Source organism: Flavobacterium sp. CF136, assembly GCF_000282055.1.
Lineage (GTDB): Bacteria > Bacteroidota > Bacteroidia > Flavobacteriales > Flavobacteriaceae > Flavobacterium.
Genome location: NZ_AKJZ01000002.1, coordinates 19473 through 41150, shown reverse-complemented (window position 1 = coordinate 41150; position 21678 = coordinate 19473). Strand labels below are relative to the sequence as shown.

The window sequence follows — 21678 nt, the reverse complement described above, 5'->3', positions numbered from 1 at the left end:
TTAATGGTTAATTGGTTAGATAGTATAGAAACATTTTTAAATATTTATTCTCCCCTTCGTTATAAATATCCCAAACAAATCTTCCTGTTCGGGTTGGCACTGCGGCCCACATCCCAAACTTGCATTTTGGAACCACTCGGGATTTATAGTGCTGCAACGATTGCCTGACTGATGCAAAATTGCCGACAGCAAGGTCTATTACCCTCCCTAATCGGGATACATAACTTTCCTGAGCTGTCAAAAAAATTTGAAAACAGGATACAAACCATATAAACTGGTCAATTTTCATATGGCTTTTATACTTTTATATTTATACTCTTTTCAAAATCTCAACAAACAGACCTGTTAAATCGTTCAACACCATTGCTGAGATAAAATTAACCTCTGCGATTTTTCTTTTTAGGATTAATTAAATAATGATTTATTCATTTCTATTGGACTATAGAAATGAAAAAACATAATAAAAAATGCCACTATTTTAAAGCCAGTACTTATTCCAAAATAAATTACTAGCAAAAAACAATTATTTATTTTTTAACAATCTTAAATGATTTTGAGAAATTTAAGTTTACTCCTTCAACCTGCACTATATATAATCCTGGTTTCAATGAAGATCCCATTAACAATTGTCCTGATTCAGAGGATTCTGCTGCTTCTACTTTTTTTCCCATCATATCAAAAATGCTGACACGAATTGGTTCATTCGATTTTTTAGCTTCAACCTTAAAACCATTAACAAATGGATTTGGATAAAAGTCTATCGAAAAGTCTGAATGCTTTGAAATATCATCGTTAGACAAGATAACAGAAGGTTCCCAGTAAATTACGCCTCTTCCTCCTGCAGAACTCATGTATACTCTTCCATCAACATTCATATCTCCGATCAACATTGGCGCTCCGCCAAACTCATGGGCATCATCATTCATTCTGAGCCATGTAGCACCCTGATCTGTTGATCTGAAAAGACCTGTGACACCTGACACGGTTCCCCATATGAAAATAGTAGGATAGCTCGCTCCGGAGATGGTCTTTCCAATTCCAATGGATTTGCAGTAGGTTACATTGGCAACCGTTGTAAAGGTCGCTCCATGGTCGGTAGAATATTTTAAACCATTGCCGCCAAGGGGCACCCAAACATTTCCTTCCAGGCCAGGAGCCGTCCGAATCAGCGTTGTTAATTCCCAAGTCCCAAATGTATTGGTACCAGGAGTACCTGCTACTGAAAAGCTGACTCCCTTATTGGAACTCACAAGCATCTGCCCGTTCGCTGGATTATAGATATAGAAGTAATTTGAATTTACCTGGTCGGCCACAGGAACGGCATCTGAAGATGACACACCCGAACAACCGGACCAGCTTCCTCCATTATTGGTCGTGTAGTAGGTAGTTGAGGAACCACCTGGACGATGCAGAATCATTCCTCCATCGGCGCTGATGGCTACCCTACCGTCCGGCCCCATATTAGTAGCGGAAGCCATCCATGTAGCCCCTTTGTCGGCAGAATAGTAAATAACGCTTCCCCCATTTGAAGCTCTTACTACTTTGTTTGTGTTGTCGGCAGCATAGGCAATGCTAGTATTATTAGAACCACCCACAAGTTTTGTTAACGGAGGAGAAATCAGTGATTCATGCACAAAGCCTGATTCGTCTCCCAAAGCAGAAATAAATGCCCCCCCCGGAATGCTTATCCCGTCAAGGAATGCTGTCTCTTCAAGTCCTACGACATCATATTTCCATAAAGGATTTGTAGCTGTAATATCAGAACAGGTATATATTCCTCTTCCGCCAATTACCCGCACTTTCGAAAGATTATCCTGGTCAAACTCGATACAGTCCATCAAGTTTAATGAACCAATATGCCATCCCATGCCATTATTATCGAAGGTAGCGTTGCTGCCGTTCTTAAGTGTCCAGGTCGCCCCTCCATCTGTAGACAAGAAAATAAAGTCTCCCCAACCAGTGCCAAACTGGTAATTATTATATCTGTTATAGGTAGAAACGATTATTCTGTCAATATTAGTAGGATCTATACTTACTCCTCCGTATGAATAATCACTCGACTGAACAGGTGTGACGTTCGTCCAGACCTCTGTAGATGTGTTTAGTTTATATAACTTTCCATTAGTATCATCCGAGTAGGTAACATACATGGTAGTTCCCTGCAATGCAACCCGATGCGGCATAAAACTGGTGGTTGGTGAAATGTCTGTAAAGCTGGCCCCTCCATTTGTACTCTTGTAGATGTTACCACCACCTGTGCGGGAAACCCCTATATACATTGTTTGAGTAACCCCGTTTACCACAGCACTCGAAGGATCATAAACGACAAAGCATATTCCATTATCGTTGGGAGTCGTGGTCACCCCGCCCCAGGCAAGGTTCCAGTTATTGCCTCCGTCAGTGCTTTTCCATAATCCGTTCCGTCTTGTTCCGCAGAACAAAATATTGCTGTTGTGGGGATCAACAATAAGGCGCTCCCCAGTTGAACGTCCTATCCCGTTTCCATGCGCTTTGAACTTGGAAGTAACATCAATAGCCGTGAAGGTATTTCCCTTATCAGTAGATTTCAATATAGCTGTTTTCCCTGAGTCTAAATAATCGAGACCACAGAGCATATAAATGTTATTGGCATTCTGCGGATCAATTGTCAGAGCTTCCACGCTAAAAAAATTACGTTCCGACTCGTTAACCCAATCGAGCAGCTGAATCCATTTACTGTTGGCAGCATCCCAGCGGTAGGCTCCGCCCACATCCGTGCGGCAATACCTATCGCCGGAGGCTCGGTGTGTAATGATTCCGGTTACAAACCCGCCTCCGCCGATGGGTGCATTCTTCCATGTATATGTCTGGGCGTTTGTTAAAACCGGGCTAAATACCAAAACAAGGTGTAAAAAGAAAATTTTTACATTATGTATATAGTTTTTCATATTTAATATTTAATATTATTATTATTCTATTTTTTTTGTTCAATTCTGAATCATCTGAACTCAAAAAAAGCTTTATTACTTTGTCCTTATTGTTATCACCTACAAGATCAGCAGCGGGGGAATTTTCCAGTTTACCAGATCTTTGGAATGGTATCCTCATCAGTGATGATTTTTTTATTTATCCGCTTTTATCCGAACTATCGTGAATGAATAAGGGGCGAAGGAATATAAAAATTCATTTCCGGGGAAATTATAGACTTCTTCTTTCGGAAATATTTTCGTGGGATTTTCAAAAGAATTTTCTTCTTTTTCGTTGTTCGCTTTCATGGAAATAATTTTTCCGGTATTTTTTATACCAGTGGCTCCGTCTAATTTAATATTCAGTCCATAAGGAAGATTACTACTGTTCACTACCTTCACGATTACTTCCCCTGTGGCTTCGTCATAACCTGCCGCATAAAACTGCTTCGGAGCAGACGTGTTCCGGGAAGCGATTACCTCTTTCCCGTCCATGTACAAAATTACTTCGTCCGATTTTACGATCAGCTTCATATCATACCATTTGTTTGTCTCAATGCTATGATTTTTCTGAGAAATGACATCACTAAGCCATTCTCCCGATGCTTTTTGTATAGCGGTAGAAGTATTATTCCACCCTCCTACATTCATCGCAAATCCTTTCCCCTCGTCAGAGATCGCAAAGTAAACCAGAAAGCCTTCATTGCCGCCTGTTTTACGGGCTTTAAATTCGAGGGTATAATCCTTCTTTCCTTTGAACCCGTTAAAGATCCCTTGCGTATTGGTTTCCGATGAGGTTTGAATTAAGACTCCGTTTTCAGTATTCCAGTTTCCTTTTTTACCCTTGAATTCTGATACATCTAAACTGATTAATTTGTTACCCTGAATAATTCGAATATCTTTATATTCTGCCTGGGTTGAATATGTACCAAGACCAACGCTTCCTGCCTCGAAATCCTGAGAAGACCTGGCGCCTTCCGTAACATTGGTTTTAAGGTTGTAAGAAGGTTTATTTTCGGCAAACATTTTCTGAACATAATAAGAACTCCTCCCCATCACCTGGTCGCTGTTCAGCCAGATAAGATTTACAGACCAGTCGCGCTTATTGCTGTTTTCAATCAGGGGCGCGTAAGAAGCCATTTTTACCAGGTCGCTGTTTCGCTCCATACCTGTTAAAAAGGCAGCTTCCGATAAAGCCGCATTCATGTTGCCTGTACCTACTCCGTTATTGCTGGCATATTCCCCTACATATACAGTATGATTCCCTCTGGAATAATTATCAAAAAGTTTAGCATTCTCAAAGAAAAAATCAGGACTAACGTACCAGTGAGGATCTATCATATCGGTTTTTGCTATTTTACCGGTTCCCCCTGTACCATGATTTGAGATTAATATGAGTTGCGGATATTTCTTTTTAATCGCCGCGTAGAACATGTCGAATCGCTTGTCGTATTCATCACCCCAGTTTTCATTGCCTATTTCTACATACTTAAGCGGGAAAGGTTTTGGATGGCCGGCAGCAGCGCGTTTGGCACCCCATTCGGTGTTTTTATCACCTAAGGCGTATTCAATTGCGTCAAGGCAATCGTCAAGGTAATACTCTATTTTTTCTTCACTACACGCATCGCCCATTCTGAACTGGCATCCAATACCTACACTGGTGACAAACATGCCTCCGGCACCTGTGTCTTCGCAGAATTGCAGGAACTCATAATACCCAAAACCATAAGTATTCCGATATCCCCAAAGGCTGTATTCGCCGGAACGGGCGGCGGGATCCCCTAGTGTTTTTTTCCATTCAAAACGGTTATGCGTGGTTGCTCCTTCTACCACACAACCGCCGGGCCAACGCACAAACCCGGGCTTTAAGCCTGCAAGCATGTTTGCTACATCATTGCGGAATCCATTTTCCCTGTTATGAAATGTTTTTTCCGGAAACAAAGAAACGTAATCCAGGTAAACAGTCCCTTCTCCCTTGAACTCCAAAGCCAGCTTTGCCTTAGGGTCATGTGCCTTTGCAAGCAAGGTGACGTTGTATTCATTCCATTTATTATTCGCTTTCAGTCCTGTCAGAGGCGCCTTTGCCAGTTCTGTTCCATCCTGCGACAAAAGTTTTGCAGTTACTTCTACTTTGTGTTTTGATGAAGCTTTTATAATTACCCGAAGGTTGTATTTTTCATCTTTCCTTATTCCCATACCCCAATATCCCCCATTAATAAGTGATACGGGTTTTGAAGCATCAGCAATAGAAATTTTTAGGTTATTAGGAGCGGTTGCATACCTCGGATTTTCTTTGGTAAGTTTCATGTCGGCTACAGATGAATCGACATTCAAAGACCAGCCGGGCACAGGTTCCGTTGTCCACTGTGAATAATGGTCAACTATTTTTCCCGTAACATGGTTTTCTACCTGAACAGGAATTAAGCGATCGCCCTTTGCTGTATATCCGGGAGGCATTTCAAGTTCTTCAAAGCTTCTGTTCTTTATCAATTCCCCGTACAATCCTCCGTCTCCTGCGTGGTTAATTTCTTCAAAAAATATTCCGTACATCGACGATGATACATCTGCGCCTTTCCCTTTAACATTGATAACCAATTCGTCTGTTTGCGCAACTGCTTCTGCCGAACAATATAACAACAACAACAATAAACCCGCAGCATAAATTGCCTTTTCATATTTGCTTTTTAATTTCATTGTCATTTTAGTCTGTTTTAATATTAGTTTTATATTAATTAATAAATGCTGCTGGTCATAAGACCGACAGCGGCGGAACCCTTAAGTTAAAGCAGCAATAAAGCAGTAACCAGGATTAATTAATGAATTTCCATTCATCAAACAAAAAATCTTCTCCATTAAATACAAAATAGATATTCCCTACTCCTTTATCTATTTTATGTCCTATTTTCTTTGAGATCGTAACCCATTCCTTCCCATCACATGTAAGGGAAACAATAGGTGTACCTTCCAGATTATTTACATACACATCAATTTTACCTTTTCCTTTCACCCTGGCTTCAATTTTTTTAGGAATCTGTTTGCTGAAATCAGCTCCTCGAACCATGAGACATTGTTTATCGGCTTTTCCTTTGGCAGCCATATTGCCCACATTCCCAACAACTTCGAACTGGACTTGCCCTGAAGTACCTGCAGTGGTTTCTGCCTGTTGGAGTACGAATGGATTTAATGGGTTAAGTTGTGACGGACCTTTAAAAGTTGCTTTGACCATGGGGATATTCACATTCTTTTCATCCACCTGCATTTCTTCGATACCTATATTACGGAAACCGCCCTTAGTGCCAAAATAATCCTGTAAATACATGGCATGGTAAGCAATATAATATTTCTCTTTAAACTTGAACAGGTGCGTGTGATTGTTTGTCAAAGGTCCCACATTAACGTCGCCTGTATTCTTAAAGTAATTATCGCGATACTTCCAGCTATCCGAACTTAAGGGTGTTTTGCTTGTCATATAAGACATGTTGCATATGGTTGGTTTATCAATATTCGTATAAGGCCATTCAGTGCGTGGTTCCCAACTCGTATTATAGGTATAAACCCAGGTTCCATTGATAAAGTTAAGGTCGCTCGCCTCAAAAAAATAAGGAGCGGGTATCTTGGCAACATCGCTGGACAAACTGATCATATCTGCTCCTAATTTGACGATTCTGGCATTATCCGGCATATATTTTGTTTTAGGCGTTCCGCCTCCAAAAGTCAGCCAGCCTGTACCCTGGTCGTCAATCACAACTCCGGGATCGAATGGAGCATCGACATCCACACCAGGAACAGAACGGTCGACTATGTTTTTTCCTAACGGATCACTCCAAGGTCCAACGGGAGAGGTGGAAGTAAGCACAGCTGAGCCAACACCGCTATTGGAATAATACAAATAGAAGTGTGTCTTACCATCTGCTTCCAGTCTGGATGTAATAGAAGGCGCCCAGGAATTCTGAGTCCATGGTGCCAGCTTTGATGTATCTATGAGACCATGATACGTCCAGTTGACCATATCATCAGTAGACATCATGACCAGTGTATGGATATGCTCGTATGAATTTTTTCCATCCTTTCCGACATGCTCATACTGTTGATGATCATTCGTGCCATACACATACATTCTTCCATTGTATTCTACAGCAGTCGGGTCGGCCGTAAACATAAAATCTATTAATGGATTTCCATTATTGGAGGTAAGTTTCGGCGAAACATTTGCGAATTTTTCTGCCAGGTTTTCTTTAAACTTTTTCGATTTACCTGCACTGGCTTGAGCTTCTGCAGATTCTCTGCCTCCCAGAAAAGTCATAACAATGAGTGTACTTAACAATACTTTTTTTCTAAACATGCTTTTTTTTATTTTACCCAAAAAACGGATACTCGTTATGGGTTAATTTCAATTATTCTTTAAACAACTATAACAAAGAAGTTAATCCTTCCCTAGGGCGGTAAACGCTTGGCCAATGTTAATGTTAGGGAAGGAAAATAACCTTTATACTATAATTGATACTATAAATTATTAATTATATCCTGCTTTAATGGCATTTATCAAAGCCTGGTCCTTTACCGAATTATTAGCTCTGTCTAAATTAAAACCTATCTCCCACCAGAATGGCAGAATACCATTCGCTTTAGCCGTTTTGGTCACAAAAGTTGCCCAGGCATCCACAGACTTGTTGTGCATCTCCGTATCCAGAGGAATCTGCCCGTTATACTCGGCAGTACGTCTCCAGGTTCCATATTCACCCAGCATCACAGGGATACCTGCATCAACAAACTTTTTAATCTTTCCGATTTCTGCACTGAGCTCATCCTCTTCTCCATCAGGGGCGTTTCGCAATGGCTCAATAATAGAATGGTTCCCAGCTCCCCAGTAGTAACTCGCTTTGGTGTCCGCATTATATAATCCATCTTTTGGTAGATTAAAATGCCAAGGTCCATAAAAATGTACCTCAAGCATCAAACGATTAGGTACCGGGTCATGAGGAAGCGTAGTCGGAGTCATCAGCTGAGAAGTTTTAATAATGTCAGTTGAAGGCCCCTGCACAACCAGCACTCTATAACTATTTTTTCCACCCGTAGAACGAACTGCCTTGATGAAAGTTTCGTGATAACTATTAAGTATCGCCATCTGTTCGGCATTGTCAACCGCAGGTTCATTTGTGCCGGCAAATATAAGGTGCTCATCAAAGTCACGCATGGTTGTAGCAATCTGCTCCCAAATCGCCTTTTGCTTTGCATTAATGGTTTCTTGCATTGCCTTATTGACACTTTTTTCCAGCCAGCCATCATCTCCGTGAGCATTTAGTACTACATACATATCATTATCCACACACCATTTAACCACTTCTTTCACGCGATTAAGCCATACAGGGTCAATTTTCATTTTTGCAGGATCACTTAAATGACTCCAAACCCAGCCAGTGGGAAGACGTACAGCATTGAAACCTGTTTGTTTTAAAAATTTTATATACGATTCGGTAATTTTACTGTTCACCCACTCACCTTCATTTGGTGATTCCATGGTATTACCAATATTTATTCCCATACCCATACGCATTTTTGCAGCCAGTTGTAACGCTGTACTGCTCATCCCTGTTTCGTCGGGAGCTTTAGGCGTTAAATTATATGTTGGATATAAATTACCAGTTTGTGTAATCGTAATTCTTCGGGCCTGACCATTACCTGCCTCAACAGTTAGTATAACAGAGCGGGTTAATCCGGTTTCATTACTTAAAGCTGTAAATTGTGTTGCAGTAGTTCCACTATTGCCACTTGTTTTGGTTAATTGCAACCAGGATGTTGCCGAATTACTAACACTCCATGTACTGTTTGCTTCAATGGTAATTTCTTCTGATGTACCTCCTTCCGGCTCAAAAGAAACTGTTTTTGCTGAAACCGATAATTGTGGGGCTTCGTCATCGTTTTTTGAACAAGAGACCGAAAATCCGGTAATGATCAGCAGTAAAACAATTTTATAAAAATGTTTAAGTCTCATTTTTTGTTTTTTTAGAATTATTTATTGCAATTAATTTTAAGTTTATCCCAAATGATTACCAAGTAAGCTTCTTTGCTTATAAATTGAGCTCAGGTTAAGAGATCTTATCTGCTATTTAACCGGCGTAAATTTGTACAGCGCCACCCCATGCATCGGAACCTTCACCGAAAAAGCCTCTTTATCTGCATGGATTGTTGCAATATCTTTCTGACGCCAAAGATCACGCACCTTTTGCTTTCCTGAAATACCAAGCTTTTTCAGATCCTTGTAAGGGATATCCACTTTCTCCAGACCGAAATTGCAAAAGCCTGCTACACGACTGCCATCCTCCAATTCTTTTACATAAATACGCAGGTCTCCGATAGTCTGAACACAGGTAGCCTGTTTGCCAAGAGCATCCTGATTAACGGCAATCACTTCATCGTTTGTCAATAAATTCAGGGTAAAGGCATCCAGCTTTTCCATATCGCAGCCAATTAGCAGGGGAGTAGAGAAAAGACTCCAAAGGCTGACGTGAAGATACTGTTCATCCGGTTTAAGCTTGCTCGGATGCAGGCTGCCCCAGCCTACTGTTCCTACAACCAGCATATCCGCATCATTCCAGTTACCGGGTTTAGCCCAGGCTGCAGTCTGATCCTGAGCTAATGCAATGACTTTAACGTTAGACCAGGTGTCCAATATATCATTGGTTGTACGCCAGCTGTTTCCTCCTACCGAATCGCCCCATTTCCATACATCCGACATTCCGTACTGACACAAGCTGAAAACTATGTCGCGGGGTTGCTGACGGATGTACTCTCCCATTAGTTTGTATGGTTTGACGGCGGTAGACAATTGATAACCTCCATTGTAAGATATGGAGATTACTTTGTTTGGGTCGTTGTCAGGTATTCCATTTACCGCTCCCCCATAGCTGCACCAATCGTATTTCAGATAATCGAAACCCCATTTGGCATAAGTTTCGGCATCTTGCCTCTCATGACCATAACTACCGACACAGCCACCACAAGTCCAGGGACCAGGACTGGAATAGATTCCGATCTTCAAACCCAAGCCATGCACATAGTCTGTCAGGGCTTTCATATCCCCAAACTTTTTATTAGGAACTATATTACCAGCCTCGTCCCGCAGCTTACCTTGCAGGGAAGGATCTTTCGAATCGCGGTTATTTTGCCAGTAGTCGTCAATATTTACATAACTCCATCCGTAATTTATAAGTCCGGTTTTCACCATTACTTCCGCAGCGCGCTTAATTTTTTCACCAGAAACTTCATGAGCGAAACAATTCCAGCTATTCCAACCCATTGGCGGGGTAAGTGCAATTTTATCGCCACAGATAATGCGTAAACTTTTTTCGGCTATGCCTTTCGCATTCTTTGCCTTCAATTGAATAACGTAAGTGCCGGCTTTTTCAAGCTTACCGGTGATAAGTCCTGTTTTTTGATCCAGCTTTAGTCCCTGAGGCAAGCCGGTAACCTGAAAGGTCATTGGCCAGTCTCCGGTGGCAGGTATCCTGAACTGAAACGGAGAGCCCGGGCGGACACCGAAAACGCTTGCGCTATTGATCTTCGGTTTTGCCGATGGCTTAGGGGTAAGAATGTAGGACTCACTTGGGACAGGATAATAAGTAACAAAACTTGCCACACCTATTGCCTCAAATTTTGCATCTGCCCAGTCGGCATGATCGCTGCTGTCACCGTTTTCTCCGTCTGTTACCCGCAGCTCAAGTTTTTTCACACCCGAAAGTTTCACACTACATAGCCGGGCAGTATCATCTTCATGCATTACACCGCTCGACCAAAGCTTCGCTCCATCTCCGTATACAATAAACTCTACGGCGGGCTGACGCCCTTTCACCTCATCATCAATGCCAACCTGCGCGGTAAACGAATTTGCCTTACCATCGAGCTGAATAAAAAGAGAGCTTTCTGCGTGTGTGCCGAAGCCACGCTCAAAGGTTTTGCCTGCGATGGTCATGATGTTGTCATCAACCGACCTGTTTTTTTTAGGTATGCCCCAGCCCTGTGTAGCTGTGCTGAGATCCAGTTGATCTAACCAAACGGTTTGTGCGGAAAGAGTACCGTTAACGATCAGCAGCAAAATAATTTTATAAAAATGTTTAAGCTTCATTTTTTGTTTTTTTAGAATCAATAAATTTTAAATCCATTGTTTCACTGAGAATTCTTTATAAGTAAATCTGTGACTCCTAAGAGTCACAGATTTTTTAATTCAATCCCTGCTTAATGGTACCAATACATGATACCCTGCAAAACTGTTGTTTTATTTAGTTATAGCATCTTACTTTTTACTTATATCCTTCAACAATGGCATCATACATAGGCTGGTCTTTTACCACATTATTAGATCTGTCTAACATAAAACCTATCTCCCACCAGAATGGCATAATACCATGTGCTTTAGCCTGTTTGGTCACAAAATATGACCAGTAATCCACAGACTTGTTGTGCATTGCCATATCCTTAGGAAGATAATTCGCGTTGTTAATGGCATTCCTCCTCCAGACTGCATATTCACCAAGGATCACAGGGATACCTTTATCAACAAACTTCTGTTTCATCTTTTGGAATTCATCAATAATTGCATCCTCTTCTCCAAAGGTGGAGTTACGTTCCGGCTCAATAGTAGAATGATTCCCAGCGCCCCAATAGTAAATCATATTGCCCCAGCTTACATCTCCCTCCGTTACTATCGTAAATAAAGCAGGCGTGTAATTATGTATCTCAACCATCAATTTGTTAGGAACCTTGTCTGTTGGCATCGTATTCATCAGATCATAAGTTAATTCACCGTTAGTGCGAGGACCCTGCACAACCAGCACCCTGTAACTGTTTTTGCCTCCGGTAGCGCGAACTGCCTTGATGAATGTTTCGTAGTAACCATTAAGTATGGACATCTGCTCGGCATTATCAGCCGGAGGTTCGTTTGCACCGGCAAATATAAGGTGCTCATCAAAATCTCTCATAGTTGTGGCAATCTGCTCCCAAATCGCCTTTTGCTTTGCATTAATGGACTCTTGCTTTGCCTTAGTGATATTATTATCAAGCCAGCCATTATCCGCATGAGCATTTAGCATCACATACATATCATTATCCACACACCATCCAATCACTTCTTTCACGCGGTTAAGCCAGGCCTGGTTAATTTTCATTTTCTCCGGATTGTCTAAATGAGTCCAAACCCAGCCACATGGAATTCTTATAGAATTGAAACCTTTTTGTTTTAAAAATTTTATATACGATTCGGTAATTTTACTGCTCACCCATTCAGCTTCGGTTGGTGCTTCCATGGTATTGCCAATATTTATTCCCATGCCTGTCTGCATTTTTGCCGCCAATTGTACCGCTGTGCTACTCATTCCTGTTTCGTCGGGAGCTTTAGGCGTTAAATTATATGTTGGATATAAGCTGCCTTTTTGAATAATGGTAATTCTTCGGGCCTGACCATTAGCTGCCTCAACAGTTAGTATAACAGACCTGCTATACCCCGTTTCGTTGCTTACAACAGTTATTGTTGTGGCTTCAGTCCCATTAGTACCACTCGCTTTGCTTAACTGCAGCCATGATGCTGCCGAATTACTAATACTCCATGCACTGTTTGCTTCAATAGTAATTTCTTCTGATGTACCTCCTTCATATTCAAAAGAAACAGTTGTTGCTGAAACCGATAATTGTGGGTCCTCATCGTTTTTTGAACAAGAGACCGAAAATCCGGTAATGATCAGCAGTAGTACAATTTTATAAAAATGTTTAAGTCTCATTTTTTGTTTTTTTTAGAATTAATAATAATCTTTATTTAAGACCTGCAGAAAAGTTTAACTTTTATGAAATAGCTACAGGTCTTTACTTATATTTTTAACTATTAATCTGTTATTAAATTAATAAGGTTTTTATTCTTCGATTTTGATTTTCACAACCCTGATATTGTCAATAGCGGCATACAAACCTGTTGATGTTTTAAAAGAAGCGAAATTTTTAAGGGTCATATTATAACTACTCGCACCAGTAGACCCTAATAATTGGTTTAAACGAGTAGGTGATTCACCATCCCCTAATTCATTAACTTTTGATCTGAATTCAGATAAAGGAATAGTAACAGTCTGCCAGCCATCCGTTTTAAAAGCAAGAGTCTTATTAGAACCGGGAATTTTCCATGGCTCATAACGCGCTACAAAACTTTCACCTGCAAATTCAGTTTTAATATAAAGAGTACCACCATTCCATGGGTGGGCCACACTTATTTCAAATTGAAGACCCCAGTTTTCAACAGGATCTGAAAGATTTTCCAGAGGTATCCATTTATTACCAGTATTAGAATTACCTAATGGGGCGTATTTACTTTCACCGGCAGCTAAAACAGGAGAATTAAAATATACATACTGACTTGTATTTGTCCCCATCGAACCATTAAAATCGGCCATGTTACTAGCTAAACTAATATCTCCCCACCATTGGTAACCAAAATAATCACCCCACTCAAAATTTGCTAAAAGACCTAACCATTTGTTATTTTGGGTATTTATATCATAAGCAGTAGCAACCGTTCCATAAGAATTAACAATGGTCACCGGTCCACTGGCGAAGTTCATAGCAGGAGCCAAAAACTCTACCGACGAGCCATCAACAGCTTCTGTAAAATCTGTAATAGCAGCACCGCCAAAACTAAAACTTGAAATACCACTCAAATTTTTACCATACACACGTACCAAATCGCCCTGCGAAGGATTTGCATTGGAAACAGCATAAATTTCCGGAACAATTAAAACAGCAAATTCATAAACACCAGATGCAGCAACAATCTCTCCTGCCCAAGGCATTGGCGTATTAATTGCCGGAAGTAAAAACCCTACAGAACTACCATCGTCTGCTGTTTTAAGCGGCGAAATATTTATACCCGCTATAGTTAATTTTTCTATCAAATATAAATTGGTACCATAAACATAAACCGAATCACCTACCTTAGTAGCTGCAGTCATCGAATTGCCTGTAATGGTAGCCGGCGGCGGAATTACATTAAATTTATAAGTAATTGTTCCGGCATTGGTAACATATTTTATAGTATTAACAACATCAGGATCAATGTTATTAAAAGGCAATGACCAGGGAACTTGTACAACAGCTGTTTTATCTGAAAACAATCCGGCATCGAAGTCAACAGGAGTACCATTAAAACTTATCTGAGTGGCTTCTTTTAGATTCTTCCCATGAATTACAATCCATTGTCCAGGGATAATACTTGTCACTAATGTATCATTTGGAGCGGGTGCATAATTCCTTACTGCTGTAATAACAGGAGCACCATTTGAATCATCATCATTATTACAAGATGTCAGCATTGTAATAATCAGCATCATGCTTAAAAAAAGCAAATGGCTAATACGATTATTTAATAATTTTTTCATATTTATATATTTTTTATCACTATTCATAATAAGGCACTGATGGTTCGTTCAATTTAGGATTAGCAATTACCTCTGTTGCCGGCAACTGTAAAGTAAAAGTACTGAAGGTAGCAGGAGAAATAGGCCCAATAGGATCTTTGGGTGTAGCCACTTGTGTATCTTTATTATAATCAAACGGAACCCTTTGCTGACTACTAATAAGGTCAACTGCTTTTTGAGGATTATAATAAGAAAGTCTTACCAAATCAAACCAATATTGTCCTTCACAGGCAAACTCAACCCTTCTTTCATTTAGAATAACATCTGTATTAAGTACGGTTACCGGATCAACACCTGCACGCGTTCTTACCTTATTAAAATATAATAACGCATCAGCATTACTTGTAGATGCATCATTACCAAGGATGGCCTCTGCATATATTAAATAAATATCTGCTAATCTTAATAATGAATTATGCTCTATAGAAGATGTAGCTGTCATTGTAGGTGAATTATTATCTGCTTCATTACCAATAATATGCTTTTTCATACCCGGTGCTGTTGCAGTATAACCACCGCCGGCAGCGTTTAATTCTGCATAATGGTCACCTGTCAGCATAATACTCGCTTTACGTCTTATAGAATCCTGCTGCGTATAAGCCAGATACAAATCATAACTAGGTGACGGAGATCCCCAGGCTGATGATTTTTGTGGATTAATCTCAAGACTTGGCGAGTAGGTCAACAATTGATTCCCTTCATTCCATCCACTACTGATACTGGACCATTGCAGTGCAAATAATGATTCGGGGTTATCATTATATTGCGTTCTAAAAAGATCATAATAACTTGGAAGCAAAACTAAACCACTGTTTTCAATTACATCCTTTGCATATAGTTTTGCCTTGTCTAAATAGCCCTGATTACGCGTACCTCCGAGCTGTCCTAATCCTGCCCAAGTTAAATACACCTTACTTAACATTCCTTTTGCAGACCAGCAGGTAACCCTGCCTTTCTCATCAGTTTTAGGAAGATTTTCGGCAGCAAAAGTTAAATCTTCCGTAATAAATCTGTAGACATCTGCTGCTTTATTTTTATTTACCAAAGGTGATTGTATCAACTTCGTATTATCTTCAATAATAGGCACTTCTCCCCACAACATGGCAAGGTGATAGTAGGCTATGGCACGTATAAATCTTGCTTCAGCTATTCCAGCATTTTTATCTGCGGCGGAAACTGTTGCCGGCGTATTTTTATTAATCCCATTAATTGTAGCATTACAGTGTGCAACTATAATATATAGCGCTGCCCAGCCGGTTGTTAAACGTGCATTGGATCCTGAAAGGGTAAAAGTATTAAGCTGTACCAGGTCTGCACCCTGGTATTGAAGATAAAGGTTTCCGCTTAATATATCCCCTAATGGAAGATATGCAAGATTATTCCATTGCCCCCATACTTTACCACCATAAAGTCCTGCCGTAGCTAACCTGATTTCTTGTTTTGTCTTATAAAAATTTTCAGTATTTGTCTCTGACAGATTAGGACGATCGAGAAAATCATCCTGGCAGCCACTCAAAACGAGTACTCCCAACAGGGTTAAAATAGTTATTTTGTAAATTGATTTCATATCTGTTAAGTTTAATTTTTATTTAGTTAATCCTACATTAATTCCCAAAGTAAATGTTCGGGCTTGTGGATAAAAGCCATAATCAATTCCGGCCTGTAACGGATTCCATGAACCCACTTCCGGATCCATTCCTTTATATTTAGTAATAAGAAAAGGATTGGTTACACTAACATACATACGCAGAGAATTTATATGCATCTTTTGCATCCACTCATTTGGCATTGTATACCCCAAAGTCATGTTCTTGCATCTGATAAAAGATCCGTTTTCAACATACTTGTCAGAGAAACGATTATTTCTATTGCTGTCACCATTTCTAAGTCCTATAATTGTAGTGTTTGGGTTGGTAACATATACGTTATTTACATCTGATGCTGAACCATTTGGATCAATTAAGGCCAATTGAGCATAGTTATTTAATGATTTTAGGTAACCATAATTTGTCAAAGGGTTTTCTCCATTAATCCTCATACCATTTACAACTTCATTACCAATATTGGCGCTAAAGAAAATATTCAGGTCAAAACCTTTATAGCTAAAGTTATTACCAAGGCCCAGTTGAAAATCCGGGATAGGCGAGCCTAAATAGGTCCTGTCCTTTTCTGTAATTACACCATCCCCGTTTAAATCCTTAAATTTCAGGTCTCCATACCATACCCCACCGGAAGTTGGTCTGACCGGCAAAACATTACCATCGGTATCAGTAGGCAAAGCATGCGTTTCAAAATCGCTCGCAGTTGCAAATATCCCATCTACTTTATAGCCGTAAAAGTCTCCAATAGATCCGCCCACTTTCGTTTGGGCAACAACTTCGCCTCCAAGGTACCCAGGTAATGAAGCACCGTCTGTATTTAATTTCATTACCTTATTTTTGTTATGGGATAACGTAAAATCGGTACTCCAGTTAAAATCATCCCCGCTTCCTGTTATATTTCTTGAATTCAAATGAAAGTCTACCCCTCTGTTTCTAACAGTTCCTGCATTTATATACGGAGCTGCAATTGCTCCCGGAGAATACCCGGCAGTTGTTCCCGAATACGCTGGTAAAGGAACCTGTAGCAACAGTCCGTCTGTAAGACGATTATAAACATCAACAGAAAAATTAAGTTTCCAGCCAAAAAGTGCTGCGTCAATCCCTGCATTGCTGTATTCTGTTTTTTCCCATTCAAGTTCAGGGTTTCCTAAATTAGAAGTAACTTGTGCATTACCGGATAAACCATTTTGAGTTGAAGTCAATAGAGTTAAATTAGCATTATTTCCGGCATTTTGGTTATTGGTAAGACCGTAACCCACCCTTAACTTTAGTTCATTGACTATTTTTGAACCTTTTAAAAATTTCTCATTATTTAATTTCCAGGCAAATGCTCCTGAATAAGTGGTCACCCAGCGGTTCTCTGCCGCAAATTTTGAAGTACCGTCTGCACGGGCATTGACCGTAAATAAATATTTGTCATTATAAATAAAATTTACACGTCCAAAATAAGACTCCTGTGCACTCTCTCTTTTGGTCCCGCCATTGGTTGCTGTCAGCGCATCGCCGCTGCCAATATTGGTAATAGCATCCGAAATGAAATTTCTTCTTGCTGCAGAAACATCTTCGTACTGGGACAACTGTGCCTCATGTCCTGCCACTGCATTAACATTATATTTGTTTTTAAACACTTTAGCATACGTTAAGAAACTTCTGAAAGTCGTAAAATAGTCCTGACTGTAGGAATAAAATGCATCATTCACTACTCTCTCCGCTAACCCAAACTTGTAAGTAGGGCTATATCTATCCTCTGTACTAAATGAAAAATTTCCTGACACTTCATTTCTAAAAGACAAGGCTTTTGTAAATGCTATTTCTGTATATAAGTTACCAAAGAACTGATTCCTTTTAGGATTATTTTTATTAATAAGAGCAAGAGCATACGGATTTACACGCTTTGCAATCCATCCTTCACTGCTTTCTTCTCCTGCAAAACTGCCATCAGGATTTCTTACCGGGATATCCGGTGTTTGACCCAATGCCTCTGCGATAACATTTGAACCTGTTGAATTTACATTCTCATCAATATGGGTTAACTGTAAACTGGTCCCTACTTTTAACCAGTCTGTAGTTTTGTTGTCTAAATTTAACCTTAATGAAGTTCTGGTAAACTCAGACCCAATTGCTATACCTTCCTGATTAAAATAAGACCCCGACAATAAATACTGCGTTTTATCATTACCGCCGCTTAAAGTAAGCGTATGGCTTTTTACCGGAGCTTTTCTGAATAATTCGTCCTGCCAGTTTGTACCCTTGCCTAAATACTGTGGGTTAGCAAATTCCGGTCTGGTATCAAAACCCCAAACAGTAGCCCTGTCGTTAATAAACTTACCATATTCCCTTAAATCCATAGTTGGATATTTCTTAATCAGCTCCTGATATCCGGTTGTAAATTCATAAGTAATTTTTGGCGCTCCTTCTCTACCTCTCTTGGTAGTAATAACAATTACACCATTAGTTGCCTGCGAACCATAAATGGCTGTTGCTGATGCATCTTTTAAGACGTCAATAGACTGAATATCCGAAGGGCTGATAGCTGCTAATGGATTTGTACCATTACCTGTACCATAACTTTGGCCAATTATAACTCCATCAATTACATATAAGGGAGAACTGCCACCAAAAGAAGACAGGCCTCGTATTTGTATATTAACACCCCCTCCCGGTTGACCGGAAGTCTGCTGCACAACTACACCGGCTACTTTACCCTGCAAGGCCTGGTCAAATGTTACAGGACGTGTTTTAAGAAGCTCCTCACCCGATATGGAAGATATGGATCCCGTAAGATCTTTTCTCTTTGCTTTACCATAACCAATTACCACCACGTCGTCTAATACTTTTCGATCTTCTTTCAGGCGAATTTTTAATTGATTATCTGTAACTTTTACTTCTGCACTTACATAGCCCAGATAGCTTGCAACAAGTGTCTCTCCAATTTTAGCTTTAATAGAAAATGACCCGTCTACGTCCGTAGCCACACCGGTCTTAGTTCCTTTAAGATAAATGCTGACCCCAAAAAGTGGCTGGCCATTTGAATCTTCTAATACTGTACCGGTAATTTTCACATCAGAATTTTGAGCTGATACCAAGCTAAACGAACAAAGCATAAACAATAAAGCATACTTGCCAAATAGCTTTTTTGCTTTTACAAAGCGTTGAATTACGTGTTTTTCGTTCATAATTAAATTAGTTTTGAGTTAGTTAATTAGTTAATTAAGTGGTTTAATTTTACATGAAAAGATGTCTTTTGTCATGAAACATTTTTAATATTTGTTATTTCATTGTCTTATACATTTCCACATAACATTAGGAACAAATTAACAATAAAGCAGCGCCAAACTATGGCTCATTTTGTATCTAAAGACGGTATCAATTGTTGCAATCGTAGAGTTACCATAAAAAAAAACCTATAAATATTTCATTATCATATTTAATGTCATAAAAAATTGTTATTTCAATAATTTAAAATAGACCCTGATTCGAGATAAACTGAACATATAAAAATTGACTTTTTAACATTAAGTTTGCATTTTGAAGGAGTTTCTTTAACAGAATTCTATAGATTTTAGAGGAGTATTTTGTCTGCCGGAAAGATGCTTTATTGTTGTTCTTTTTAAATCAATTTTGCTAAAAAACAGAATTGTATTATAGCTGTTAACATCACAAATTAAAGTCCTGCTAAAAAGGGCAAAATGGAATAGAAGCTGTTAAGTGAGATTTAAAATAATTTTAGAAAAAAACCTCAGTATTCTTCAGAAAGATACTTTGTTTTTAATCCGGGTTCGATTATTAAAAAGAAGGTTTTGAGTTGACTTCAGCTTTAACTGTGGAGAATTATAATTTAAATACTGAAGTGCCAGAAGCAAACCTATTTACACGTGTAAACATATCTGAGTCTGCCAATAGTTTGGGTACATTTCGAATAAATGGAGATAGATTTGGCTATTGGATTATAGTAAGGAAATTATAAAACAACAACAGTTGTGAGTAAAGCAAGCCACACGAAAGGATTCGTGCGGCAGCAGAGGAATTGAAGTAAACAGCGACGCATGATGGTTTTATGATAATCAACAAGCTCCTTGATACTCATATACGATACCTAATTAATCAAAAATTTGAAATTTTAGCATAATGTTTATATTTTATGTCTGCAAATCTACAAGGCAAATAAAAATCAATCAATACCGCGCAAATTTATGCGTATTAAATTTTGTATTTTTGTTTTTCAAATACTGTACATATGTATCAGAATAAAATTCCTCCCCAATATTTATCTTTGTTTTTGATTGATTGTAATGAAAGTGTATTTTTATGGTTTTAACATATTAAAAAACAGCTACTTAATCAAGGTTTGTAAAAAAATGGAAACAGAAATATTAAATTAAAACATTATATCTTTAACTTCATCACTTCGACAAGCCTAATGTTATTAACAAGTAAAAGACCAAACGAAAAAAATAGAAATTGACTGCACAGCCCATCATCGAAAATTTTAAAAATTATCTTCCGTTAAATAAGGAAGAAAGTTCATTATTAGACAAAAGGACGACACAGCGACAAATCAAGCGCAGACAAATGATTTTGCAGGAAAACTTTGTTTGCAAACATTATACATTTGTAGTTAAGGGTTGTTTTAAAATGTATAGTGTAGATGAAAAAGGCTGTGAACACAATATTAGTTTTGCGGTCGAAAATGAGTGGATAGCAGATTTAGGAAGTTTCTACTCAGAAAAACCAAGCAAACTGTTTATTGAAGCAATTGAACCTTCTTTTATCCTGCAAATTGAAAAACAAGACTTACTTTACTTATTCGTTAATGTATCGAAATTTGATCGAAATTTCAGGGTTATTATTGAAGAAAAATTTATTGAGCTCCAAAATCGTTTATTACAAAATATTAGCTCAAGTGCAAATCAACGTTACTTAGATTTTTTGGAACAATATCCACAACTTGCATTAAGATTGCCTAATACTCAAATAGCTTCTTATCTTGGTATTACACCTGAATTTCTTAGTAAAATTCGTAGTGAAACACATATTAAATAGTTTTTACTCTTAATCTATATTAAGGCAATTTCTTAAGATTGTTTATTGGTTCACCGCAAATTGCCATTGTACATTTACATTATAAATTTTAAAAATGGAAAAATGACAAATCACAAAAATTTCTTTAAACAATTTGTTGAATTTATTAATACTGCTGATGAAAATTTAGCACAACAACTTATTAATCCAACAGCAAAATTTTATACGCCAGGTCAAGTAGAGCCTCTTATTGGTCCAGCAGGATATTTGAAAACTATTTTGATGATGCGTGAAGGATTTCCTGATATCCAGTGGCATTTAGAAGAAATAATCTCAGAAAACGATAAATCTGCTATTCGTTTTACAATGACTGGTACACATAAAGGAACTTTTTTTGGGGTTCCTCCAACTGGAAAGAGCATTAAAGTACAAGCTACTAATTTTTATCGTCTTACTAATAATCAGATTACAGAAGAATATGGACAACCTGATTTATTAGCATTATTGCAACAAATTGGAGCAGTCCCTACAAATAAATAATATTCTGATAAAATGGCAAGATAATAAGCATAGGGTTCAAAAATAAACTTCTATGACATGGCGGATAGTTTTTAGCATCCATTTTATATTTTCAAAAAAATGTCAAATTGGTATTAAGTG

The 21678-nt window shown here is 38.8% G+C and carries 12 protein-coding genes; 2 read left to right on the top strand and 10 right to left on the bottom strand.

Features of this window, described 5'->3' with window-relative positions; translation table 11 throughout:
• Positions 1-7: 7 nt before the first annotated feature.
• From PMI10_RS00120 to PMI10_RS00070, 10 genes are all read right to left on the bottom strand, one after another.
• A complete protein-coding gene (locus PMI10_RS00120) occupies positions 8-289 on the bottom strand; it encodes a hypothetical protein (RefSeq protein ID WP_007803130.1) in 282 nt (93 codons plus the stop codon).
• A gap of 238 nt (positions 290-527) precedes the next feature.
• Positions 528-2927, bottom strand: coding sequence for a T9SS type A sorting domain-containing protein (locus PMI10_RS00115; protein ID WP_007803129.1), 2400 nt, complete (start codon positions 2925-2927; stop codon positions 528-530).
• A gap of 174 nt (positions 2928-3101) precedes the next feature.
• Complete coding sequence (locus PMI10_RS00105; protein ID WP_007803127.1) at positions 3102-5645, bottom strand: alpha-L-arabinofuranosidase C-terminal domain-containing protein; 2544 nt, start codon at positions 5643-5645, stop codon at positions 3102-3104.
• A 109-nt stretch (positions 5646-5754) separates the two neighbouring features.
• Complete coding sequence (locus PMI10_RS00100) at positions 5755-7287, bottom strand: glycoside hydrolase family 43 protein (RefSeq protein WP_007803126.1); 1533 nt, start codon at positions 7285-7287, stop codon at positions 5755-5757.
• 171 nt (positions 7288-7458) lie between these two features.
• Complete coding sequence (locus PMI10_RS00095; protein WP_007803125.1) at positions 7459-8937, bottom strand: cellulase family glycosylhydrolase; 1479 nt, start codon at positions 8935-8937, stop codon at positions 7459-7461.
• 111 nt (positions 8938-9048) lie between these two features.
• Positions 9049-11067: an NPCBM/NEW2 domain-containing protein gene (locus tag PMI10_RS00090; protein WP_007803123.1), complete on the bottom strand. Its 2019-nt coding sequence runs from the start codon at positions 11065-11067 to the stop codon at positions 9049-9051.
• Positions 11068-11242: 175 nt separating this feature from the next.
• Positions 11243-12715 carry a cellulase family glycosylhydrolase gene (locus PMI10_RS00085; RefSeq protein ID WP_007803122.1) on the bottom strand — a complete coding sequence of 491 codons (1473 nt, stop codon included), beginning with the start codon at positions 12713-12715 and terminating at the stop codon, positions 11243-11245.
• 129 nt (positions 12716-12844) lie between these two features.
• On the bottom strand, positions 12845-14356 hold the full coding sequence (locus PMI10_RS00080) for a glycan-binding surface protein (RefSeq protein WP_007803120.1): 1512 nt from the start codon (positions 14354-14356) through the stop codon (positions 12845-12847).
• A gap of 19 nt (positions 14357-14375) precedes the next feature.
• A complete protein-coding gene (locus PMI10_RS00075) occupies positions 14376-15962 on the bottom strand; it encodes a RagB/SusD family nutrient uptake outer membrane protein (protein WP_007803118.1) in 1587 nt (528 codons plus the stop codon).
• 18 nt (positions 15963-15980) lie between these two features.
• Positions 15981-19172 carry a SusC/RagA family TonB-linked outer membrane protein gene (locus tag PMI10_RS00070; RefSeq protein WP_007803117.1) on the bottom strand — a complete coding sequence of 1064 codons (3192 nt, stop codon included), beginning with the start codon at positions 19170-19172 and terminating at the stop codon, positions 15981-15983.
• Between the two features lie 1285 nt (positions 19173-20457).
• On the opposite strand from PMI10_RS00070, the gene PMI10_RS00065 reads away from it, so the two are divergent.
• Positions 20458-21039: a Crp/Fnr family transcriptional regulator gene (locus PMI10_RS00065; protein WP_007803115.1), complete on the top strand. Its 582-nt coding sequence runs from the start codon at positions 20458-20460 to the stop codon at positions 21037-21039.
• Positions 21040-21141: 102 nt separating this feature from the next.
• Positions 21142-21558: an ester cyclase gene (locus PMI10_RS00060; protein ID WP_007803113.1), complete on the top strand. Its 417-nt coding sequence runs from the start codon at positions 21142-21144 to the stop codon at positions 21556-21558.
• Positions 21559-21678: the final 120 nt, after the last annotated feature.